Below are 22,981 nucleotides of genomic sequence, written 5' to 3' on the forward strand. Positions count from 1 at the left end.
TACGGAGGCATCTATGCGCAATTTCAACGAGAACACCATCACCGACGCCGTGCTGGAGCGGATCGCGGGCGCAACCGATCCGCGCATCAAGCAGGTCAGCGAAGCGCTGGTGCGCCACCTTCATGCCTTTGTCCGCGAGGTGCGGCCGACCCAGAAGGAATGGGAATACGGCATCGACTTCCTGACCCGCACCGGCCAGATGTGCGACGACAAGCGCCAGGAGTTCATCCTGCTGTCGGACGCGCTCGGCGTCTCCATGCTGGTCGACGCCATCAACCATCCGGTGCCGGAAGGCGCGACCGAAACCACGGTGCTCGGTCCGTTCTTCGTGCAGGCCTCGCCCGAGAAAGACAACGGCGCTGACATCTCCGGCCCGATGGAGGGCGATCCGATGCTCGTCACCGGCTCGGTGTCGACTGTCGACGGACGGCCGCTCGCGGACGCGGTCGTCGACGTCTGGCATTCCGACGACGACGGCTATTACGACGTGCAGCAGCTCGACAAGATCGGCGATCTTGCGATGCGGGCGCGCTTCCACACCGACCAGAATGGCCGATTCAATTTCTGGTCGATCAAGCCGGCCGCCTATCCGATCCCGCATGACGGCACGGTCGGCGACATGCTGGCGGTCCAGAGCCGCCATCCCTGGCGCCCGGCGCATGTGCATTTCATGATCTCGGCGCCCGGCTTCGAGCAACTCGTGACCCATGTGTTCGTGGCCGGCGACCAGTATCTCGACAGCGACGTGGTGTTCGGCGTCAAGGACAGCCTGATCCGCGAATTTGTGCGGTGCCCGCCAGGTCGTGCGCCCGATGGTCGCATGGTGGACAGCGAGTATTTTCATCTCAACTATGATTTCGGCCTGAAGCAGGTCGCAAGCAGCGCAAGAGCCGCCTAAGCTGAACGACGGCGGACCAACAAGAGTCCGGCAGGGCAAGACAGGGAGCAAGGATGGGACCACGGGTCAGCACGGGCATATTGGCCGATCGCCTCACAGGCTTGATCGGCCCGCGCGCGAGCGTCGCGCGTGGCGTGCTCGATCAGCATGGGCAGAGCGAGTCACATTATCGCAGCCTGCCGCCAGACATCGTCGTATTCCCTGAAACCACGCAGGAGGTCGCGGAGATCGTCAAGCTATGCGCGGGCGCGAACATGCCCATCGTTCCGTTCGGCGCCGGGACCTCGCTCGAAGGCAATGCGGCCGCGGTCGCGGGGGGAGTCTGCTTCGACTTCGCACGCATGAACAAGGTGCTGACGGTGCACGAGAGCGACATGGACGTCGTGGTCCAGCCCGGCATCACACGAAAGCAGCTCAATGCGGCGCTGCGCGGCACCGGGCTTTTCTTTCCGATCGACCCCGGCGCCGACGCCTCGATCGGCGGCATGACGTCCACGCGGGCCTCCGGCACCATGGCGGTGCGCTACGGCACCATGAAGGACAACGTCATGGCGCTGGAGGTGGTGCTGGCCGACGGCCGCGTGATCCGAACCGCCCGGCGTGCGCGCAAGTCGGCCGCCGGTTACGACCTGACCCGCATGTTCGTCGGCGCCGAGGGCACGCTCGGTGTCATCACCGAGATCACGCTCAAGGTGCATCCCGTGCCGCAGGCGATCTCGGCCGCGGTCTGCAGCTTCGACACCCTGCAGGACGCCGTGGACACCGCGATCTCCGTGATCCAGTCCGCGATCCCCGTGGCGCGCATCGAGCTGCTCGACGACGTCATGATGCGCGGCATCAACGCCTATGCGAAGCTCGGCTATCGCGAAGCCCCGACCCTGTTCTTCGAATTCCATGGTTCTGAGACTTCCGTCGCCGAGCAGGCCGAGGCCGCACAGGCCATTGCCGCCGACCATGGCGGCCATGGCTTTGCCTGGGCGAAGGCACCGGAGGATCGCAGCCGTCTCTGGCACGCCCGCGACAACACGCTCTATGCCGGCCTGGGCCTCCGCCCCGGCGCGCGTGCCGTGATCACCGATGTCTGCGTGCCGATCTCGCGACTGGCGGAATGCCTCACGGAGACCCGGCGCGACGCGGACGGGCGCGGGTTCATCGCGCCGATCGTCGGCCACGTCGGCGACGGCAATTTCCACATGCTGATCCTGATTGACCCGGCAAGGCCGGAGGAAGTCGAAGGCGCCAAGGCGCTCCAGGCTCGCATGGTCGCCCGCGCGATTGCCATGGACGGCACCTGCACCGGCGAGCACGGCATCGGGCTCGGCAAGATCGATTATCTCGCTGATGAACTCGGCGAGGCCGTCGATGTGATGCGATCGATCAAGACCGCGCTCGACCCCAAGGGCCTGATGAATCCCGGAAAGATCTTTGCAAGCGGAGCGCAGGCATGAGCACCGCCGCATTGGCCGTCGAGCCCTCCTCGCCTGTCCCGCTCCTCGAGCTGCGCGGCATCAGCAAGGAGTTTCCTGGCGTCAAGGCGCTGGATGACGTGTCCTTTGCCGTCTTCCCCGGCGAAGTCCATATGCTGCTGGGCGAGAACGGCGCCGGCAAGTCGAGCCTGATGAAGGTGCTGTGCGGGGCCTATCGCGCCGATGCCGGCGAGTTCTACTTCAAGGGCGAGCCGGTCGCGATCAACTCGGCCGCAGACGCGCAGAAGCTCGGCATCGCCGTGATCTTCCAGGAATTCTCGCTGGTCCCCCATCTCGATATCGCCCAGAACATTTTTCTCGGCCGCGAGCCGAAGGGCCGCATCCCCGGCACCATCGACCGCCGCAAGATTTTGGCCGACGCCGCGCGCGTGCTTGGCACGATCGGCTTTGACATCGACCCGTCAACCATCGTCGACAAGTTAGGGGTGGCGCAGCAGCAGATGGTCGAGATCGCCAAAGCGATCAGCCAGAACGCCCGCATCCTCGTGATGGACGAACCGACCGCAGCACTGTCCGATCGCGAGACCGAGCTGCTGTTCGCGCTAATCGCGCGGCTGAAGGCCGACGGCGTCTCCATCGTCTACATCTCGCACCGCATGGCGGAGGTGTTCGCGCTCGGAGACCGCATCACCGTGCTGCGCGACGGTCGTCGCATCGACGGCGTTCGCCCGGCCGACGTCACGCCGGACCAGCTCGTCCGCATGATGGTCGGCCGCAATGTCGACATGACCTACCCGCGCAATTTTGCCGACGAACCCGGCGAAGTGCTGCTCGAGGTCAAGGGCCTGAGCGCCTCCACCGGAATCTCGGACATCAACATCGAGGTGCGGCGGGGCGAGATCGTCGGCCTGTGTGGCCTGGTCGGCTCCGGTCGTAGCGAGGTCGCGCGCGCGATCTTCGGGGCCGATCCCGTGACATCAGGCGAGATCGTCTTCGACGGCAAGACTATCTCCGGCGAGCCTGATCTTGCCGCCCGCTGCGGCATTGCGCTGATCCCGGAGAGCCGCAAGAGCGAGGGCCTCGCACTGTTGCGGTCGGTGGGGGACAATCTGGTGGTGTCGGCGCTGCGAAAGCTGTTTCCGAGCGGTCTGTTCGATCAACGCAGCGCGCAGCGCACTGCCGACGGCCTGATCCGGCAGTTGCGCATTGCGACGCCCAGCGCGCGCCAGACCGTCGGTCTGCTCTCCGGCGGCAATCAGCAGAAGGTCGTGATCGGGAAGTGGCTCGCTGCCGGCTCGAAGCTCTTCATCTTCGACGAGCCGACCCGGGGCATCGACATCGGCGCCAAGGCCGAAATCTTCGCCCTGATCGACCGACTTGTCGCTGAAGGCGCGGCCGCGCTGATGATCTCGTCCGAACAGGTCGAGATCTGCCATGTCTGCGACCGCGCCTATGTGATGCGCGAGGGGCGTGTCGCCGGGCACCTCGCGCGCAACGAGCTGACGGAGGAGAACATCGTGCGACTGGGGATGCATCATGCGTGAGGCCGCAGTCGTCTCTCAACCCAATCCATTGCAACGCATTCCCGGCGTTGCCATCGTGCTGGTGCTGCTGATCGCGCTGTTCAGCACGATCGCGCCCGGTTTTCTGTCGGTCGCCAACCTCTCCAACGTGCTGGTGCAGTCGACGATCCTGACCATGCTCGCGCTGCCGATGACCTTGATCATCATGACCGAGGGGCTGGACCTGTCGATGGGCGCGGTGCTGACCCTGACCTCGCTCTGCGTCGCCATCGTCTCGCTCGCCACCCACTCGATGTCGCTCGGCCTCGGTGCCGGGCTTCTCGTCGGCACAGCCTTCGGCTTCGCCAACGGCTGGCTGGTCGCCATCGTGGGCATCCCACCTTTCGTCGCGACCTTGGGCACGCTTGGCATGGCGCAAGGCCTGTCACTGATCGTCAGCGACGGCCAGAGCGTGGTCGGCATCCCCCACAGCGTACGCGACATCTATTCGGCGACGCTGCTGGGCGTTCCCGTGCCGATCGTGATGGCGCTGGTGACCTATGCAACGTTTCACGGCCTGCTCTATCACACCCGTTTCGGCACCTACATCTTCGCGCTCGGCGGCAACCGGGAGGCGCTGCGCTATGCCGGCCTGTCACCCAACCGTCTGCTGATCATGGTCTATGCGATCGGTGGCGCGATGGCCGGCATTGCCGGCCTGCTGATGACGGCGCGGATGAATTCCGGTCACCCGACGGCCGGCCTCGGTCTCGAATTCGATGCGATCGCGGCCGTCGCCGTCGGCGGCACGTCGTTCGAGCGCGGCAATGGCTGGCTGCTCGGCACCGTGCTCGGCGTGCTCTCGGTGGGCGTGCTGCGCAACGGGCTGAACCTGATCTCGCTGCCGTCCTCGGTGCAGGTCGCAAGCGTCGGCGTGCTCGTCATCGTCGCGCTGTTCCTCGACGGGCTCAGGAGCCGCGCATGACCGACATCAGCAAAGAGGCCATCGCGCCGCCGCGCTCGTTCCTGTCGCAGGATGCGATCCAATTGTTCTATCGCCTGCTTGCGGCGCTGCTGATCTGTGCGGTGCTTGCCGTGCTCAGCGATTCCTTCCTGAGCCTCGGCAACATCCTCAATGTGCTCAGGCAGGCGAGCCTGACCTTCTTCATCGCCTCCGGCCTGACCCTGGTGGTGCTGACCGCGGGCCTCGATCTCTCCGTCGGCGCCAATGTCGCGCTGTCCGCCTGCATCGCCGGGACCGTGATCCACAAGACCGGCTCGCCGGCGCTTGGCATTCTCACCGGGCTTGCCTGCGGCGGCATCGTCGGCCTGCTCAACGGGGTCATGGTCACCGCGCTTCGTATCCCCTCCTTCATCGCCACCTACGGCATGCTCTGGGTGCTGAACGGCCTCACCTACTGGTACATGGCGGGCGAAACCCTTCACGGCTTTCCGGCAGGCTTCCGCCAGATCGGCAGCGGCTATCTGTTCGGCCTGCCGATCCCGGTCTACCTGCTGCTGGTGTTCCTCGGGATCGGAACACTGTTTGCGCAGCGAACGATCTGGGGCCAGGAGATCTATGCGATCGGCGCCAATCCGGTTGCGGCGCGGCTCTCCGGCATTCCGGTCGCGCGCCGCCTGCTGCTGGTCTACGCCGTCTCCGGCACCATGGCGGGGCTCGCCTCGATCATCTTCCTGTCGCGGCTCAATTCGGCCGAGGCCGATATCGGCGAAAGCCTGACGCTGCCCGCGATCGCCGCCGTGCTGATCGGCGGCACCTCGCTGTTCGGCGGCGTCGGCACCGTGTTCGGCACCTTCATCGGCGCACTGATCCTGACGCTGGTGCTGAACGGCATGAACCTCTTGTCGGTCAGCGCCAACTGGCAGCCGCTGGTCACCGGCATCATCGTCATTCTCGCGGTCTGGCTCGACATGAAGACCCGCCGCCGCGCGCAATGAGTTCTTGAACGACCAACAAGCAAAATGAGGGATGGAGGCAACATGAAACAGACACTGGGTTATTTGGCGCTGCCGCTGCTGATGGCGCCCGCGCTCACCACGCAAGCGCGAGCCGACGGCGAGACCATCGCCGTCTTCACCAAGAACCAGACCAACCCGTTCTTCCAGACCGTGCGGGTCGGCGCCGACAACATGGCGAAGACGCTGAACGCGAAGACGCTGCAGTACATCCCGACCAAGCCCGACAGCATTCCCGAGCAGCTCAGCCAGATCGAGGACGTCGTGGTGAAGAAGCCGAGCGCCATCGTCTTCACGCCGGTCGACTACAAGGCGATGGTGCCGGGTGTCGAGAAGATCAACGATGCCAAGATCCCCGTCGTCAACATCACCGACCGCTCCGCCGGCGGCAAGTTCCTGTCCTTCGTCGGCGCCGACGATTACAGCCTCGGGCTCGAGACCGCGCGCTTCCTGCTCAAGACGCTGGGCGCCAAGGGCAACATCGTCATCATCGAGGGCGTCAAGGGCTCGCTGACCAATGTCGACCGCGTCCGCGGCTTCAACGACGCACTGAAGGAAAACGCCGGTGCCAAACTGCTGGCCTCGCAGCCCGGCAACTACCAGCGGCTCCAGGCGCTCCAGGTGATGGAGAATCTGATGCAGTCGAACGCGCAGATCGACGGCGTGCTCGCCGCCAACGACGCCATGGCCGTCGGTGCGATCGAGGCGCTCGACGGCGCCAACCGCAAGGCGCAGGTGATCGGCATCAACGGCACCAAGGAAGCGATCGACGCGATCAAGTCCGGCAAGCTGCTCGCGAGCGGCGACTACAACGGATTTTTTCAGGGATGCCTTGGCACCATGATGGCGATCCGCTCCCTGCGCAACCAGCCCGTCATTGCCGAGATCGTGCTGAAGCCGACCGTGATCACCAAGGACAATTACCAGCCGTTCGACGTGCCGCTGGAGCAACGGAGCTGCCCGACTTTCGAGGAAGCCAGCAAGCTCGGCGGCAAGTAACCAGGCGCACCCATCGCGACAAGCCCGGACGGCCGCAGCCGCGGCCGTCCCAAGAAAACGAGACATAAACGGAGACCATCATGCTGTTCGCCATTCACGCCGTCGACCGCGCCGGGGCGTTGCCGACCCGGCTCGCCAATTACGACGCCCACAAGGCTTTCCTGAGCGACACCTCGCGCTTCAGCGTCGAGATCGTGATGTCGGGACCGCTGGTCTCCGACGACGGCGCGACCATGATCGGCAGCCTGTTCCTGATCGAGGCGCCTGGCCGCAGCGAGGTCGAGGCTTTCAACCGAGCCGATCCGTTTGCGGCGGCCGACATCTGGGACAAGGTCACGATCACGGGCTTCCTGCGCCGCCAAGGCTGAAAGGCGGCTCAACAAAAACGCGAAAACAACCCCATGCACAGTAAGAACGGGGTTGTTTTTACACATGAATTTTCGTCGCAAACGTCTTTGACTCGTCGGGCAGAACAGGAGCGGAGTGCCATCCTTGCCCGATTGTCGCCCCTACGCCTCGATCCAGAGCTTCGCCGCGGCCCCAACGGCTAGCCGCTCGCCACCGCGGCACCTTCTTCGAGATGACAGGCCACCCACTGCTCGGGGCCGGCCGCGCGCAATGTCGGCTCCTCGGTCCGGCAGCGATCGAACACGAGCGGGCAACGGGTGTGGAAGCGGCACCCGCTCGGCGGGTTGATCGGACTCGGCACGTCGCCCTTGAGGATGATCGGATTGCGCTGGGCCCCCGGCTCCGGCAGCGGGACCGCCGAGAGCAGCGCCTTGGTGTAAGGATGCTTTGGCGCGGCGAAGATCTCGTAGCGCGGCGCCACCTCGACGATCTTGCCGAGATACATCACCGCGACGCGATGGGTCATGTGCTCGACGATCGCGAGGTCGTGGCTGATGAACAGCAGCGCCAGGCCGAACTCGCGCTGGAGATCCTGCAGCAGATTGACGATCTGGGCCTTGACCGAGACGTCGAGCGCCGAGACCGCCTCGTCGCAGACGATCAGCTCGGGCTCGGCGGCGAGCGCCCGCGCGATGCCGATGCGTTGGCGCTGGCCGCCGGAAAATTCATGCGGCCTGCGGTTCAACGCCTCGCGCGGCAGGCGCACGGTGTCCATCAGCGCGGTCACGCGGGTCTCGAGGTCGATTGCGGATTTGGCGAGCCCGAAATTGCGGATCGGCTCGGCCAGGATGTCGCGCACGCGCATGCGCGGATTGAGGCTCGAGAACGGGTCCTGGAACACCACCTGCACACGGCGGCGCATCTGGCGCATCGTGCTCGGATGGGCGTCGTCGATGCGCTGGCCGTCGAGGATGACCTGCCCCGACGTGATGTCGAACAGTCGCAGGATCGCACGGCCGACCGTCGATTTGCCGCAACCGGACTCGCCGACCAGAGAGAGCGTCTCGCCGCGCGCGATCTCGAACGACACGCCGTCCACCGCATAGACCCATTCGGACTTGCGGCTGAACAGGCCCTTTTTGACCGGGAAGTGCTTCTTGAGGTCGTTGACCTGGAGCAGCGGGGGACTCATGCCGCGACCGCTCCCTTGGCCGCATAGTGGCAGGCCGCGACGTGACGTGGCCCCTTCTCTTCGAGCCCTGGCGCGTACTGCCGGCAGAGATCGGTCGCGAGCGCGCAACGTCCGGCGAAGACGCAGCCGACGATGGGCTTGCGCAGATCAGGCACCTGCCCCGGAATTTCAGCCAGCCGTCTCGCGGTGCCGGTCAGCGACGAGCCGAGCCGCGGCACTGCGCCGAGCAGGCCCTGCGTATAGGGATGACGCGGCGATCGGAACAGTTCCGCCACCGGCGCCTCCTCGACCTTGCGGCCGGCATACATGACCATGACGCGCTCGGCGATCTCGGCGACGACGCCGAGATCGTGGGTGATCAGGATGATCGCTGCGCCAACCCGGTGCTTGAGGTCCAGCATCAATTTCAGGATCTGCGCCTGGATCGTCACGTCGAGCGCGGTGGTCGGCTCGTCGGCAATGAGAAGCTTTGGATTGCAGGCGAGTGCAATGGCGATCATGACACGCTGGCGCATGCCGCCGGAGAGCTGATGCGGATATTCGCGCACGCGACGCTTCGGCTCGGGAATGCCGACCAGAATCAACATCTCGATGGCGTGCGCCTCTGCGGCCTGCTTGTCCAGGCCCTGGTGGATCATCAGCGTCTCGCGGATTTGACGCCCGACGGTCAGGACCGGGTTGAGGCTGGTCATCGGCTCCTGAAAAATCATCGAGATGTCGTTGCCGCGGATCGCGCGCATCTCGCGGTCGGACATTTGCAGCAGGTCCTTGCCCGCGAAGCGGATGCTGCCGGCGATCCTTCCCGGCGGTTCCGGGATCAGCCGCATCAGCGACATCGAGGTCACCGACTTGCCGCAGCCGGACTCACCGACGATCGCGAGCGTCTCGCCCTCGTTGACATGGAACGACACGCCTTCAACCGCGCGGTTGATGCCGCTGGGCGTCCGGAAGTGGGTCTGGAGGTTCTCAACTTCGAGCAGCGCCATCGTGATCAGCCCCTTGACATCAGAGGCTCTTGGCCATGCGCGGATCGAGCGCATCGCGAAGGCCGTCGCCGAGCAGGTTCACGGCAAGCACGGTGACGGACAGGAAGGCCGCCGGAAAGAACACGATGTAGGGTTTGACCTGCCACAGCGCCCGCCCCTCGGCCATGATGTTGCCCCAGGACGGAATGGTCGGCGGCGTACCAGCGCCGATGAAGGACAGGATCGCCTCGGTGATCATCGCGCTGGCACAAATGTAAGTCGCCTGGATCAGCATCGGCGCCAGCGTGTTGGGCAGGATATGGCGCAGGATGATCATCGGTGTGCGCGTGCCGCAGGCCACTGCCGCATCCACGTAGGGCTGCTCGCGCAGCGAGAGCACGACGCTGCGCACGAGGCGGGAGACGCGCGGGATTTCGGCGACGGTGATCGCGAGAATGACGTTGCCGACGCTGCCGCGTGTCAGCGCCATCAGCGCGATCGCCAGCAGGATCGGCGGGATCGACATCAGGCCGTCCATGAAGCGCATCAAGATGCCGTCGGCCCAGCGGATGAAGCCGGAGACGATGCCGATGGCGAGACCGGCCGCGGAGGCGAAGATCGCAACGGACAAGCCGACCGTGAGCGAGACGCGCGCGCCGAACAGCACGCGTGAATAGATGTCACGGCCGAGAACGTCGGTGCCAAACCAGTAAAGCGCCGACGGTGCGCGGGTCCGCTTGGCCGGCGCAAGTGCGGTCGGATCCACCGTTCCAAGATAAGGCGCAAAGATCGCGATCAGGACGAGCAACAGCAGCAACGTGCCGCCAATGGCAACGGTGGGATGGCCGCGCAGCAGCCCGACGAAGCCGCGCCGGATCGTAACCGGCCGGAGGATCTCAGGCAGTTGCGGCGCGAGGACGAAGCCCGCCGGCAGCGCTTGCGGATTGACGGTCGTATCGGTCAATAGCGGATCCTCGGGTCAACGAGCGTATAAATGACGTCGATCATCAGATTGACGAGGACGTAGACGAAGCTGAACAGCAGCACGATGCCCTGGATTACGGGATAATCGCGGCGCAGGATCGCGTCGATCGTGAGCCGGCCGAGGCCGGGAATCGCGAAAACGCTTTCCGTGACGACCGCGCCGCCGATCAGCAGCGCGATGCCGATGCCGATCACCGTGACGATCGGCACCGCCGCGTTCTTCAGCGCGTGGACGAACAGGATGCCGCCCTGTCCGAGGCCCTTGGCGCGCGCGGTGCGGATATAATCCTGCTGCAATACTTCGAGCATGGTGGCGCGCGTGATACGGGCGATCAGCGCGATGTAGACACAGCCGAGCGCGATCGCCGGCAGGATCAGGTTTTGCAGCCAGGGCCAGACGCCCTGGGCGAGCGGCGTATAGCCTTGCACCGGAAGCCATTCGAGCTCCAGCGCGAAGACGTAGGCGAGGACATAGCCGACGACGAAGACCGGCAGGGAGAAGCCGAACACGGCAAAGGCCATGATGGCCCGGTCGATCAGGCTTCCCGCCTTCCAGGCCGCCAGCACGCCGAGCGGCACCGCGACCACGATCGTGAGCAGGAGCGTGACCATCATCAGCGACAGCGTCGGCCCGAGACGCTGCCCGATCATGGTCGAGACCGGCAAATTGGTGAAGATCGAGGTGCCGAGATCGCCATGCAGAATGCGCCAGACCCAACTGCCGAACTGGATCAGGAAGGGTCGATCGAGGCCGAGGCTCTGACGGATACGCTCCACATCCTCCGGACTTGCCTGATCGCCTGCGATCACCACGGCGGGATCTCCCGGCGCGATGTAGAGCAGGCTGAACACGAACAGCGCGACGATGGCCATCACTGGCAAGGTCGAGGCGATACGCCGGAGGATGTAGGATAGCATCTGGCTTCAGCGCAAGGTCATGCGGATTTCGACACGCCCCAGAAGAACGGCAGCGGCCCCTTTGTGATGCCGGAGACGTTCTTGCGCCAGGCCGTGTAGCTGAGGAAGAAGCCGGTCGGCGCGTAGACGACGTCCTCGAGCGCGACCTTGTTGAGACGAGCGACCGCGGCCTTCTCCTCGTCGAGGCCCTTGGCCTCGAACCAGGACGTGACCTCCTTTTCCGTGCCGGGGCTGTTCGGCCAGCCGAACCAGGCCTTGTCGCCGTTGGCGCGAATGGCGGTATAGGGCGCCGGATTGATGCAGTCCGAACCCGCATGCCAGGTGTGGAACATGTTCCAGCCGCCCTGTCCGGGCGGCGTCTTTTGCGCGCGACGCGAGCCGACCGTGCCCCAATCGGTCGCGACGAAGTCGACATTCATGCCGAGCTTCTTCAAGAGATCGGCGGTCACATCGCCGAACGCCTTGGTGATCGGCTGGTCCTGCGCCACCAGGCAGGTCACCGGCTGGCCGGAATAACCGCTCTCGGCGAGCAGCTTCTTGGCAGCGTCAAGATCGCGCTTGCCCTTGAGGACCTCGCCGCCCGCCTCGGTGTAGAGCGGCGTATCCGGTGTGAAGAAGCCGGGCAGCGACTTCCACAGCGAATTGTCGTCACCGACGAGCGCGCGCATATAGTCTTCCTGGCTCATCGCCATCAGCACTGCGCGCCGCGCCCGCACGTCGTTGAAGGGCGGATACAGGAAGTTCATGCGGAACGAGCCGACATTGCCGAGCGGATCGCCGATGTCGACGCTGATGTTCTTGTTGTTCTTGAGGACCGGGACGAGATCGGCGATGGGGTTCTCCCACCAGTCGATCTCGCCGTTTTGCAACGCGGCCGCGGCGGTCGCCGGATCCGGCATCACGATCCATTCGACGCGGTCGAGCAGCATCTGCTTGCCGCCGGCGAGCCACGACGCCTTCTCCTGCCGCGGTACATAGTCGGCAAACTTCTCGAACACGGCTTTCGCGCCGGGGACCCACTCGCCCTTGGCAAACTTCATCGGCCCCGAGCCGACATAATCGCCGATCTGCTTGAACGGGTCGGTCTGCGCGATGCGCTCCGGCATGATGAAGGCGCAGGGCGAGTTGTTCTTGCCAAGCGCATAGAGCATCTTCGGGAACGGCTGCTTCAGCACCCATTTGAAAGTGCGATCGTCGACAGCAGTGAGTTCCTGCTGCAGTGCCTTGAGCATCAGCCCCATCGGATCGCGCGCCGCCCAGCGGGTGAGACTCGCAACGACGTCCTTGCTCCGCACCGGCTCGCCGTCGTGGAATTTGAGGCCCGGCCGCAATTTGAACGTCCAGGTGGTGCCGTCGTCGGTCACTTCCTCGGACTCGACCATCTGCCGCTGCGGCTGGAGCGCGGAATCGACGCCGTAGAGCGTATCCCAGACCAGCGCGGCGGCATTGCGCACGACATATTGCGTGCCCCAGATCGGGTCGAAATTGGCGAGGTTTGCTTGCGGCACGAAGCGCAGGGTGCGCGCGGAGGCGCCTTGTGCGATCGCCGGGGCCGAGAAGCCGCTCAATGCCAGACCGCCCGCGCCGGCCAGTCCCTTCAATACGGTCCTGCGATCCATGAAATCCTCCCAATAGTGCCGTGATGCCGGCCATCGTTGGCCAAGAACAGGTGAAACCAGAGCTCATTGGCGTGCAAATGGTATGCCACTAACCGGACCTTCGCCAGCGGGATATCCGCACCATTTGGGCCGGGCGAGACCTCAAAGCGCAGCCGCCAGCACTGGCCCGGTCTCGATATGCGGAATCGCCTCGACGAGCTTGCGCGTGTAGTCGGTCTTGGGATTGTCGAACAGCGCCCGGCTCTCGCCCTGCTCCACGATGCCGCCATTGCGCAGCACGATAGTGCGATCGCAAAGCATGCGCACCACGTTGAGATCGTGGCTGACGAACAGCAGCGCGATGTCGTTCTCGCGCCTGAGACGATCGAGCAGTTGCAGTACCACCGCCTGAACGGATACGTCGAGCGCGGCGGTCGGCTCGTCCAGCACCAGGAGCCGCGGCCGGCAGGCGATGGCGCGCGCGATGCCGACGCGCGCCTTCTGGCCGCCGGAGAGCTGATGCGGAAAGCGCGGCAACAGATCCAGCTGCAGCCCCACACGCTCGGCGCAATCCTCCACCCGCTTGCGCAGCGCATCGCCCCCACGCATACGATCGAGCCGCATCAGCGGATGGGCGATGCAATCGAAGGCGGTGAAGCGCGGATTGAGGCTCTCGTTCGGGTCCTGGAACACCATCTGGATGTCTTTGCGGAAGCGCGAGCGATGAAAGTCGCGCGATGCCACATGGCCGATCGACTGCCCGTCGAACACGATCTCGCCCTCGCTCGGATCGATCAGGCGGCAGATCATGCGCGACGTCGTGCTCTTGCCGGAGCCGGATTCGCCGACGAGGCCGACGCTCTCGCCGCCGGCCATCGTCATGGAGAAGTCCGCCACCGCCGCAGCGCCCTCGTCGAAGCGTTTTGCGAGCTTGCGCACCTCCAGCAGCGGCGGAGTCCCGTGAACGGGCTCCTGCCTGGGCCTGCTGACGACAGCCGCGTAGCCTTCCCGCTCCTCTTCCGTTACGAGGTCCGCGATCCCGGAGGTCGCGGTCGGCGACGCCGCCACCAGACGCCGGGTATAGGCGTGCTGCGGTGCGCCGAACAGCGTCCTGGGGCTAGCCTCTTCGACGATACGGCCGCGCTCCATCACCGCGATACGGCGACAATATCGCGCCGCTAACCCGAGATCGTGCGTGATCAGGACCGTCGCCATGCCGCGCGCGGCGGCAATCTCCGCCAAAAGGTCCATCACCACCTTCTGCGTGGTGACGTCGAGCCCGGTCGTCGGCTCATCGGCGATCAAGAGCGCGGGATTGCAGGAGATCGCGATCGCGATCATCACGCGCTGGCACATGCCGCCGGAGAGCTCGTGCGGATAGGCGTTCATCCGCGTCTCGGGGTCGCGGATCTGGACGGCGCGCAACAGCTCCAGCGCTTCGGCACGCGCAGCGTCCTTCGATATCCGCTTGTGCGTGAGGATCGCGTCCGCGATCTGCAGGCCGATCGCGCGGATCGGGTTGAGCGCCGCCCGCGGGTTCTGGAAGATCATCGACATCGCGGCGCCCTGGAGCTGCCGGAGATCGTCGCCCCTGAGTTTTGTCACGTCCTGGCCGCGAAACAGGATTTTTCCGCCGGTGACGCGCCCGGCCGGATCCAGGAGCCGCGTCGTGGCAAAACCGGTGACCGACTTGCCCGATCCGCTTTCGCCGACGAGGCCAAGCATCTCGCCGGCCTCGACCTTGAGCGTCACGCCGCGCACGGCCTCGACCATTCCGCGCCGCGTCGAGAACGAAACGTGGAGATCGTCGATCCTGAGCAAGTCCTCGCTCATGTGCGCATGCGCGGATCGAGAATGTCCCGCATCCCGTCACCGAGGAGGTTGAAGCACAGCACGGCCATCATCAACGCGAGGCCCGGAAAGGCCACCAGCCACCACCGCCCCGTCGAGATGAAGCGGGCGCCCTCCGCGACCATGATGCCCCATTCCGGTGTCGGCGGCTTGACGCCAAGGCCAATGAAGGACAAGCCGGCGGCGTTCAGGATCGCCCAGCCGAGGTTGAGCGAGATCTGCACCGCCATCGCCGGCAGGATGTTCGGCAGCAGGAAGCGCAGCACCACCGAGAAATGGCTCTCGCCACAGGAACGCGCCGCCTCCACCCAGCCGACATTGCGCCGGACGTTGACCTCGGCGCGCGCGAAGCGGATGTAGAACGGCAGATTGATGATCGCGGTCGCAATCACAATGTTCTCGATCCGGTTGCCGAGCGCCGCAACCATCGCCATGGCCAGAACGAACAGCGGAAAGGCCATCATGACGTCGACGAAGCGGCCGACCGAACGGTCGAGCCTGCCGCCGGCATAGCCGCAGAAACAGCCGACGACGGCGCCGATCACGAAGGAGATGCCGACCGCCGAGACCGCGATGGCAAGGTCGAGGCGTGCCGCAACGACGAGGCGGCTGAACACGTCGCGCCCGAGCTGGTCGGTGCCGGCAAGATGCGCCGCGCTCGGCGGTTGCAGGGCCTCCGAGACATTGGAGACGACGGGATCATAGGGCACCAGCCACGGTCCGAAGATCGCGACCAGGACAAACAGCAGGACACCCGCCGCGGCGACACCGGTCAGCGGGTTGCCGCGCAAAATCCAGACCGAATGGCGGAGGGTTGCGCTGGTCATCCGATCGACACCCTAGGATCGGCGATACCGTAGCAGATGTCGACGACGAGATTGACCAGCACGAAGATGCCAGCCATCAGCAGGACGAAACCCTGCACCGGCGCATAGTCGGACGATAGCAGCGCGTCGAGCGCGTAGGAGGCAACGCCCGGCCAGGAGAACACCTTCTCCACCAGGACATTGGCGCCAAGCATGGTCGAGAACACGATGCCGGCAATGGTGATGACGGGCAGGATCGCATTACGCAGCGCATAGGTGACGACGACCTTCTGCCAGGACAATCCGACCGAGCGCGCCGTGCGCACGAAATCGCTGCCGAGCGAGACCAGCATCGAGGCACGCGTGATCCGCGCCAGCGGCGCGATCACGAACAGGGCCATGCTCAGCGCAGGCAGGATCAGCTGCTTGCAGGCCGCCCACCAGCCCTCGATGTCTCCCGCGAGCAGGAAATCGATCGACAGGAATCCGGTGCGCTGCGGCGGCAGCGAGGTGAAGACGTCGATCCGCCCGGTCGGATCAGGCGCAAGACCGAGCAGATAGTAGAACACATAGATCAGCAGCAGGCCCGAGACGAAGGTCGGCACGCAGACACCGAGCGCGCAGAACAGCCGCACGCCGTGATCGACCAGCGATCCCGGCTTCAAGGCTGCGACCACGCCGAGCGGCACCGCCGCGATCAGCGCGATCAGGAGCGCCGTGAAGGTCAACTCCAGGGACGCCGGCAATCGTTCGCGCAAATCCTTGAGCACGGGCTGACCGGTCATCATGGAGCGGCCTAGATTGCCGCGGCCGATATCGGACAGATAGAACACCAGCTGCTCCGGCACCGACTTGTCGAGCCCCATCTGCTTGCGGATCTGCTCGATCTCCTCCTTGCCGGCATTGGGCCCAGAGGCGAAGAACACCGCGGGATCTCCGGGGAGGACCCGCATCAGGAGAAAGGTGAAGACCAGCACGCCGAACAACGCCGGCAGCGACGACAAAAGCCGCCTCCCCGCCCGCGCCACCGTCGCACCAAGACCGGTCATCACCTTTCAGAGCTCCTCCAATTTTTCGGATGTCACTTGCGGCTGACGTCGCGATAGTCGACCTGACGATGGAACTCGTAGGTATAGCCCTCGATCGAGGCCGCCATTACGGCGTCCTGATTGGGCTGCCACAGCGGGATCTGCGGCATCTCGCTGAAATGGATCGCGTTGAGCTTGCGGCCATCCTCCTCGTACTTGGCCTTGTCGGGCTCGAAGCGCGCTTCCTGCGCGATCGTCGCCAGTTCCGGATTGTTGATCGAGCTGTAGTTCCAGCGCTGATTGCCGGTGTAGAAGTTGCGGTAGAAGTAATCGGTCGAGGGCAGCCAGGCGACGATGCCTTCCGTGAACAGGGGCAGCTTCTTCTCGTTGATCTGCGTCGACATCTGCGCATCCGGCAGCTTCTGGATGTCGACCTTGATCCCGATCTTGGCAAGCGATTCCTTCACGAGGGCCGCCATCGGCTCCGCGGTCGAGGCCTGGCCGACGTTGAAGCTGAAGGTGGTTGAAAAACCCTCCGGGAGTCCCGCGGCCTTCAGATATTCCCTCGCCTTGTCGAGATCGGTCTTCACCGGCGCCTGGAACGGATAGATCCCGTTCAGGGGCTTGCCATCCGGCCATGTCGCACCGAACAGCGGCGCGCCGCGACCGAACAGGGCAGCCTTGAACATATCCTCATAAGGCAGCGCGAAAGCGATGGCGCGGCGGACGTTGACGTTGTCGAAAGGCGGGATCTGGTTGTTCATCGAGACGAAGGTGATCGAATTGTATTGCGGCGTCGAGATCACCTTGAGCTTGCCCTTGGCCTCGAGCGATTGCACGTCGCTGGCCTGGAGATCGACGACGAGGTCGGCGTCGCCGCGCTCGACAAGATTGGCGCGGGTCGCGGGCTCCGGCACGGACTGCACGATCACGCGCTTGAAGAAGGCCGGCTTGTTGGGCGAGCCGCGGTTCCAGTCCTCGTTGCGCTTGATGATCACCTGCTCGCCGGGCTTGAAGCTCTCGATCACATAGGCACCGCTGCCGGCAGTGTGCTCCTTCAGCCAAGCGGTGGCCCAGGGATCTTCTGGGGTCGCGTGCTCCTTGGCGACCTTCGAGTTGATGATCAGCGGGTAGACCGTCGCGAGATTCGGCAGCGCGAGCTTGTCGGGCTTCGGCAGCGTCACTTCGATCGTGAGGGGATCGATCACCTTGAACTGGTCGGCCGACGTCAGCGATCCCGTCAGCAACTGTGCCTTGCCAAGGATCGGCGCGGTGACGCAGCGGTCGAGCGACCATTTCACGTCCTCGGCGGTCACGGGCGAGCCGTCCTGGAACTTGGCATCCTTGCGCAGACGGAACGTCAGCTTCAGTCCGTCCGGGCTGACGTCGTAGGATTCGGCGAGTTCGCCGGTGATCTTGTCGAGATCGAACACCCATTTGCCGTTGAGCTGCTTGCGGCCGAACGCCACCAGGCGGTCGTAGGTGCTCATGCTCAGCGCGAAGGATTCGCGCGTCGAGCCCGGGATGTTGGGATCGAGCGTGTTGACGGATGCGCCGGTGACATAGCGCAACGTCTCGGCCCTGGTCTGCGCTTGCGAAGGCGCAGTGGCGATGAGCAACAACGCGGTGGTGGCGAGCACGGAGGATGCCGACCTGAAAGACACAATACGCATTGGTTTTCCCCAAAGATCTCGACAAGAACGCCGACAGGACAGGTTAAGAAAGAAGCAAGTTGCGCGCCAGTCTCATGATGCGCTGTTGTGGACGCTTTGTCGCGGCGGCGCATGGACGATCATCGCGATTCTTCCATTTTTCGCGCTGGCCGCGTGACCACGGCCTGCGGCACGTCATAGGCGCGAAGCGAGGCCCAGTGCCGTTCGACATCGGCGCGGAACAGGCCGCGCGTCAGGCCATTCACCAGCTTCGGCACCGCGGTCGTCATCGCGTTGATCGACGATCCCGACGGGCCAAAACTCATGGTGGAGGCGATGGCGAAGAGATGGATGTTCGAGATCCACGGCGTCTCGCCCGCGACGCGCTCGGTGAAGGCGTAATCGTCGGCGAGATAGGGAAAGCGGCCGAGCCGCGCGTTGCGCTCGGTCTCCGGGGGCTGGTAGCGGTCCGCCCAGGTTGCGATATTGCCGGCGAATGTGGCGAGTTCGCCGCGCCCGGCAAAGTTCATGTCGATGCCGGTGCCGCAGATGACGAAATCCGCCGCGATGGCGGCGCGCGGCGTCTGCAATTCGATGCCCTTGCCGGTCTCGCGGGCCGCCTCGATCGGCGCGCCCTCGTGCAATGTGAAATTGGCGTGGCGCGCGCAGCGATCATAGGTCGGCTGCGGAAATCCTTCGCGCATGTCGAGGATGGTGCGCATGAAGCGCCAGCGCCAGGCATCGTCGAGATCGCTGAGATGACGCAGGAAGCCGCGGAAGGTCAGCCAGCGATAGGGCTGGATTACCTGGATCTGCGCACGACGGCACAGCAGGTGCACCTCGGTCGCGCCCGCTTCCAACGCGGTTGCCGCGTTGTCGAAGGCCGATGCTCCGGCGCCGATTACAGCAACGCGCTTGCCGCGCAGGTTTTTGAAATCGATGTCGTCGGCGACTGTTGCGACCGAGCTCATCGGCAGATGGCTCAGCGGCTCGGGGATCATCCAGTTCCCCGTTCCCTCCTGCCCCGTCGCCAGCACGATCTTGCGCGCATGGAGCGTCTCGACGCCATCGCCACGCTTCACGCGTGCGGCCAGCAACCCGTCTGCGGCCGGCCGGATTTCCAGGAGCTCGCAGCCGTTGCGCACGGGCAGGCCGATCGTGCGCCGTAGCCAGAGCAGATACTCAGCCCAGTGCCCGCGCGGGATCAGGTCGAGTGTCTGCCAGCTCTCCTTGCCGAAGCGGGCCTCATGCCAGGACTGATAGGTCAGGCTGGGGATATCGAGGTCAGGACCGGTATAATCCTTTGGGCTGCGCAGCGTCGGCATGCGGGCATAGGTGAGCCACGGGCCTTCTATCCCCTCCTCGGCCTTGTCCAGCAGCAGAATGTTGCTGACACGGGAGCGCATCAGGCCGAAGCCGATGGCGATGCCGGATTGGCCGGCGCCGATCACGAGCACATCCAGCGCCGGCTTGCCGTCCGGTCCCGTCTTCGGTTCGAGCCAGGCGGCACCGGGATGCGCGATCCGCGCGAGATCGGCGCGAACGTCAGCTTCGAGCTCTGTCAGTGTATCGCTCATGCCGCGAGCCAGCCTCCGTCGACCACCATCACGGTGCCGGTGGTAAATGAGGACGCATCGCTTGCGAGATGCAGCGCCGCTTGCGCGATCTCCTCGGCCTGACCGAACCGCTTCATGGCATGTCGATTGCGGGAGGTTTCGCGCACCTCGTCCGCATTGGCGTGACGGGCAAAGCTGCGGCGAAGCATCGGCGTGTCGATCGCACCGGGTGCAATGGCGTTGACGCGAATGCCGTCGGTCGCAAAGTCCACCGCCATCGTCCGCGTCAGGCCGATAATCGCGCCCTTGGCGGCGATATAGGCGCTGTTGCCCTTGCCGCCGGCGATCGCAAGCTGCGATGCCAGCGTGATGATCGAGCCGCCCTTCTGCCGCTGCATCTGCGGCACGGCCGCCCGCGCCCACAGCCAGGTGCCACCGACATTGGTGCGGAACACCGCATCCCAATCTTCGGGACTGGTGGTCAGCACCGTGCCGCCGCAGGAAAAGCCCGCGGCGGTCATCAGGATATCGAGCCGGCCGTGCCGGGCCACGACATCGCCGACTACGGTCTCGGCAAAACTGGCATCGCCGGCGTCACCGACATAGGTCGTTGCCTCGCCCACCAGGATCAGCGTCTCCTCAAGCCCCGCGGCATCGCGATCGACCAGAGCGAGATGCGCGCCTTCGTCGGCAAACAGCTTCGCGCTGGCGCGGCCGATGCCGGAGCCTGCGCCCGTAATGATGGCCGTGCGCCCCTGCAGCCGCATCAGAGACTCTCCTTGTGCTGCGTCCACCAGGCGCTCATGGCTGCGGCGGAGTCGGCGCAGCCGAACCTCGCCTGCCAGCCGAATTCATCCGCCATCCGGTTCACCGACAGCGGCGCACGATAGGGCCCATGCAGCTTGATGATGGTTTTCTCGCCGGGCGCCGCGAGCCGGCACTCCAGGCCGGGATGCAACGCCGCAAAGGCCTCGCCCCATTGCAGCGCCGGCCATAGCGCGCCACTGGAGATGTTGTAGAGCCGATGGCGCGGCCGCTCGGCTTCGATCAGCAGTGCGACGGCCTCGGCCGCATCCGGCGCGTAGATCCAGTCCCTCATGCCCGCTTCAGGCATGATCGCCGGCTCGCCGCGCGCGAATGCCGCCAGAATCTGGAACTGGAGGCTTGGCGTGTCGCGCACGGAGCTCGGTCGCTCCCACGGCCCGAACAGGGCGCTCAGCCGTACACTCAGGAAATCGCCGCCGAAGAGCTCGGCGTGACGCGCAACCGATCGCTCCGATGTGAACTTGCTGATGGCGTAGAACGAGACCGGATCGCAAGGCGTGTCCTCGTCCAGAATCGCGACCCGCGCACCCGCAGCACCGTAGGCCGATGCCGAGGAGAGATTGACGACGCGACGAACGCCATGCCGGATAGCAGAGAGCAGGATCGGGATCTGCGCCATCACATTGATCTCGAGAACGCGCGCGGTCGATGCCCTCTCCAGTTCATCACCGGCGGTGATGGCCGCCCCGAGCACGATCGCATCAACGCCTTCGGCGATCAGGGCATCGATGGCATCTGCGTCGGTGATATCGCCCTGCACGGCTTTGAGCCGGGCGCCGTAGTCGGCAAGAGATCGCCGCGCGGGTGGTGGCAACTCTGCGCGGTCATAAAGCGTGACGTCGTGGCCGCGCGCGAGCAGCGCCTCCGCAACGTTGAGGCCGACAAAGCCGGTGCCGCCGAAGATGACGATCTTCATCGCGCGCGATCCGCCGTCACAGCAGGTTTGCTCCGAAATTGCGCTCGGGATCCATGTCGGCCACGAGCCGGCCGGTGGGCTTGGCCGCCTCGCCGCCGCTGCGTGCCAGGAACTGGCCGCTGCCGGCGCTCGCGAGGCACTTGTTGCCGTCGATGATCACCCGACCGCGCGACAGCACCGACATCGGCCAACCCTTCAGCTTCCGTCCCGCAAACGGTGTGTAGCCGGCGAGATCGTGCATCATCTCGTCGGCGATCACGGTCTCACGATCGGGATCCCAGATCGCGATATCGGCATCAGCGCCGACCGCGATCGAGCCCTTGCGCGGATGCAGATTGTAGATCTTGGCCGGCGCCGTCGAAGTCAGCTCGACGAACTTTTCCAGGCCCAACCGCCCCTTCGACACCATTGCGTCGAACAGTAGCGGCAGCCGCAACTCCAATCCCGGGAGGCCATTGGCGACCTGCTTGAAGTTGGGATTGGGACCGGCACGCAGCTTGCCGGTCTCGTCGTAGCGATACGGCGCGTGATCCGACGAGATGGTCTGGAGATCGCCCAGCGATAGCGCCTGCCACAGCGCCTCCTGGTCCGAATGCGTCCGCGGCGGCGGGCTGCACATCCACTTGGCGCCTTCCGCCCCGGGCTTGTCGAGATCGGCGGCGGTCAGGAACAGATATTGCGGACAGGTCTCGGCAAACACCTTCAGCCCCTGCCCGCGGGAGTCGCGGATCACCTTGGCGCCTTCGGCAGTCGAGACATGGAAGATCATGATGGGCTGGTCGATCAGCGCGGCCATGCCGATCAGCCGGGTGAAGGCCTCCGCCTCGGACACGCGGGCGTGGCTGACGGCGTGATATTTCGGCATCGTGTAGCCGCGCGCGAGCAGGCGCTTCACCATCCAGGCGATGATGCCGTGGTTTTCGGCATGGGCGCACAACATCGCGCCGGACTGGCGCGCGGCCAGAAGGATATCCAGCAGCGGCTCGTCGTCGACCTTGAGCCGGTCATAGGTCATGAAGATCTTGATCGACGCATGCCCCTGCTTCACCAACGCGGGGATATGCTCCTCGACCGTTTCTTTGGTCGCATCGGCGATGATCATGTGAAAGGCGTAGTCGATCACGGCGCCCTTCTTCGCCAGCGCGTGATAATCCTCGACCACCTGCGGCAGCTTCATGCCGACGTGCTGGGCGGCGAAAGGAATCACCGTGGTCGTGCCGCCAAAGGCAGCCGAGACGGTCGCGCTCTCAAAGGTGTCGGCATTCATGATGCCGGCCGCGGACAATTGCTCGATATGGGCGTGGCTGTCGACGCCGCCGGGCAGAACCAGCTTTCCGCGCGCGTCGATCTCGCGCTTCGCCGCCGGAAGCCCGCGGCCGATAGCGGCGATGGTCTCGCCGGAGATCGCGACGTCGGCCTCGAACACGTCGGTCGTGGTGGCGACGCGGCCGCCGCGGATGATCAGGTCGTAAACTGGTTCAGTCATGAGGCACTCCGTGATAGCCTAAAGCCAAGTGATCGCCATTCCGCAGGAAAACC

At 65.0% G+C, this 22,981-nt stretch carries 20 protein-coding genes; 7 read left to right on the forward strand and 13 right to left on the reverse strand.

Translation table 11 applies throughout. From position 1 onward, the window contains the following. The first annotated feature begins 13 nt into the window (after nucleotides 1–13). From BRA1253DRAFT_RS08540 to BRA1253DRAFT_RS08570, 7 genes are all read left to right on the forward strand, one after another. A complete protein-coding gene (locus BRA1253DRAFT_RS08540) occupies nucleotides 14–898 on the forward strand; it encodes an intradiol ring-cleavage dioxygenase (protein WP_007593071.1) in 885 nt (294 codons plus the stop codon). Nucleotides 899–951: 53 nt separating this feature from the next. Next, nucleotides 952–2,346 (forward strand): FAD-linked oxidase C-terminal domain-containing protein, encoded by a 1,395-nt coding sequence (locus tag BRA1253DRAFT_RS08545; protein ID WP_007593073.1) that lies wholly within the window; start codon nucleotides 952–954, stop codon nucleotides 2,344–2,346. Then, nucleotides 2,343–3,869, forward strand: coding sequence for a sugar ABC transporter ATP-binding protein (locus BRA1253DRAFT_RS08550; RefSeq protein WP_007593075.1), 1,527 nt, complete (start codon nucleotides 2,343–2,345; stop codon nucleotides 3,867–3,869). Before BRA1253DRAFT_RS08545 ends, BRA1253DRAFT_RS08550 begins: the two co-directional genes overlap by 4 nt. Then, entirely contained in the window at nucleotides 3,862–4,812 is a 951-nt protein-coding gene (locus tag BRA1253DRAFT_RS08555) for an ABC transporter permease (RefSeq protein WP_007593077.1), read from the forward strand. Before BRA1253DRAFT_RS08550 ends, BRA1253DRAFT_RS08555 begins: the two co-directional genes overlap by 8 nt. After that, nucleotides 4,809–5,786, forward strand: coding sequence for an ABC transporter permease (locus tag BRA1253DRAFT_RS08560; protein ID WP_007593078.1), 978 nt, complete (start codon nucleotides 4,809–4,811; stop codon nucleotides 5,784–5,786). The genes BRA1253DRAFT_RS08555 and BRA1253DRAFT_RS08560 overlap by 4 nt, the downstream gene beginning before the upstream one ends. A gap of 42 nt (nucleotides 5,787–5,828) precedes the next feature. After that, nucleotides 5,829–6,803: a sugar ABC transporter substrate-binding protein gene (locus BRA1253DRAFT_RS08565; RefSeq protein WP_007593080.1), complete on the forward strand. Its 975-nt coding sequence runs from the start codon at nucleotides 5,829–5,831 to the stop codon at nucleotides 6,801–6,803. 80 nt (nucleotides 6,804–6,883) lie between these two features. Then, a complete protein-coding gene (locus tag BRA1253DRAFT_RS08570; RefSeq protein WP_007593082.1) occupies nucleotides 6,884–7,171 on the forward strand; it encodes a YciI family protein in 288 nt (95 codons plus the stop codon). 179 nt (nucleotides 7,172–7,350) lie between these two features. On the opposite strand, the gene BRA1253DRAFT_RS08575 is transcribed toward BRA1253DRAFT_RS08570, so the two are convergent. The 13 genes from BRA1253DRAFT_RS08575 to hydA form a co-directional block, all read right to left on the reverse strand. After that, nucleotides 7,351–8,343, reverse strand: a complete 993-nt coding sequence (locus BRA1253DRAFT_RS08575; RefSeq protein WP_007593084.1) for an ABC transporter ATP-binding protein — start codon at nucleotides 8,341–8,343, stop codon at nucleotides 7,351–7,353. Continuing rightward, nucleotides 8,340–9,329 carry an ABC transporter ATP-binding protein gene (locus BRA1253DRAFT_RS08580; protein ID WP_007593086.1) on the reverse strand — a complete coding sequence of 330 codons (990 nt, stop codon included), beginning with the start codon at nucleotides 9,327–9,329 and terminating at the stop codon, nucleotides 8,340–8,342. Before BRA1253DRAFT_RS08580 ends, BRA1253DRAFT_RS08575 begins: the two co-directional genes overlap by 4 nt. Before the next feature lie 19 nt (nucleotides 9,330–9,348). Continuing rightward, a complete protein-coding gene (locus tag BRA1253DRAFT_RS08585) occupies nucleotides 9,349–10,272 on the reverse strand; it encodes an ABC transporter permease (RefSeq protein ID WP_007593091.1) in 924 nt (307 codons plus the stop codon). Continuing rightward, entirely contained in the window at nucleotides 10,269–11,210 is a 942-nt protein-coding gene (locus BRA1253DRAFT_RS08590) for an ABC transporter permease (protein WP_007593093.1), read from the reverse strand. Before BRA1253DRAFT_RS08590 ends, BRA1253DRAFT_RS08585 begins: the two co-directional genes overlap by 4 nt. A 17-nt stretch (nucleotides 11,211–11,227) precedes the next feature. Further along, on the reverse strand, nucleotides 11,228–12,829 hold the full coding sequence (locus tag BRA1253DRAFT_RS08595; RefSeq protein ID WP_007593095.1) for an ABC transporter substrate-binding protein: 1,602 nt from the start codon (nucleotides 12,827–12,829) through the stop codon (nucleotides 11,228–11,230). Between the two features lie 141 nt (nucleotides 12,830–12,970). Next, complete coding sequence (nikE, locus tag BRA1253DRAFT_RS08600; protein ID WP_007593097.1) at nucleotides 12,971–14,641, reverse strand: ABC transporter ATP-binding protein; 1,671 nt, start codon at nucleotides 14,639–14,641, stop codon at nucleotides 12,971–12,973. Next, entirely contained in the window at nucleotides 14,638–15,486 is an 849-nt protein-coding gene (locus BRA1253DRAFT_RS08605; RefSeq protein ID WP_007593099.1) for an ABC transporter permease, read from the reverse strand. Before BRA1253DRAFT_RS08605 ends, nikE begins: the two co-directional genes overlap by 4 nt. Continuing rightward, nucleotides 15,483–16,517 carry an ABC transporter permease gene (locus tag BRA1253DRAFT_RS08610; protein WP_007593101.1) on the reverse strand — a complete coding sequence of 345 codons (1,035 nt, stop codon included), beginning with the start codon at nucleotides 16,515–16,517 and terminating at the stop codon, nucleotides 15,483–15,485. The genes BRA1253DRAFT_RS08605 and BRA1253DRAFT_RS08610 overlap by 4 nt, the downstream gene beginning before the upstream one ends. Before the next feature lie 29 nt (nucleotides 16,518–16,546). Then, nucleotides 16,547–18,166 (reverse strand): ABC transporter substrate-binding protein, encoded by a 1,620-nt coding sequence (locus BRA1253DRAFT_RS08615; protein WP_007593103.1) that lies wholly within the window; start codon nucleotides 18,164–18,166, stop codon nucleotides 16,547–16,549. Nucleotides 18,167–18,285: 119 nt separating this feature from the next. Then, nucleotides 18,286–19,722: an NAD(P)-binding domain-containing protein gene (locus BRA1253DRAFT_RS08620; RefSeq protein ID WP_007593105.1), complete on the reverse strand. Its 1,437-nt coding sequence runs from the start codon at nucleotides 19,720–19,722 to the stop codon at nucleotides 18,286–18,288. Beyond that, nucleotides 19,719–20,468, reverse strand: a complete 750-nt coding sequence (locus BRA1253DRAFT_RS08625; RefSeq protein WP_007593107.1) for an SDR family oxidoreductase — start codon at nucleotides 20,466–20,468, stop codon at nucleotides 19,719–19,721. The genes BRA1253DRAFT_RS08620 and BRA1253DRAFT_RS08625 overlap by 4 nt, the downstream gene beginning before the upstream one ends. After that, nucleotides 20,468–21,442 (reverse strand): NAD(P)-dependent oxidoreductase, encoded by a 975-nt coding sequence (locus BRA1253DRAFT_RS08630; protein WP_007593109.1) that lies wholly within the window; start codon nucleotides 21,440–21,442, stop codon nucleotides 20,468–20,470. The genes BRA1253DRAFT_RS08625 and BRA1253DRAFT_RS08630 overlap by 1 nt, the downstream gene beginning before the upstream one ends. 16 nt (nucleotides 21,443–21,458) lie before the next feature. Beyond that, a complete protein-coding gene (gene hydA, locus BRA1253DRAFT_RS08635) occupies nucleotides 21,459–22,928 on the reverse strand; it encodes a dihydropyrimidinase (RefSeq protein WP_007593111.1) in 1,470 nt (489 codons plus the stop codon). Nucleotides 22,929–22,981: the final 53 nt, after the last annotated feature.

It is taken from the genome of Bradyrhizobium sp. WSM1253 (assembly GCF_000244935.1).
In the GTDB taxonomy this organism is placed as follows: Bacteria; Pseudomonadota; Alphaproteobacteria; order Rhizobiales; family Xanthobacteraceae; genus Bradyrhizobium; species Bradyrhizobium canariense.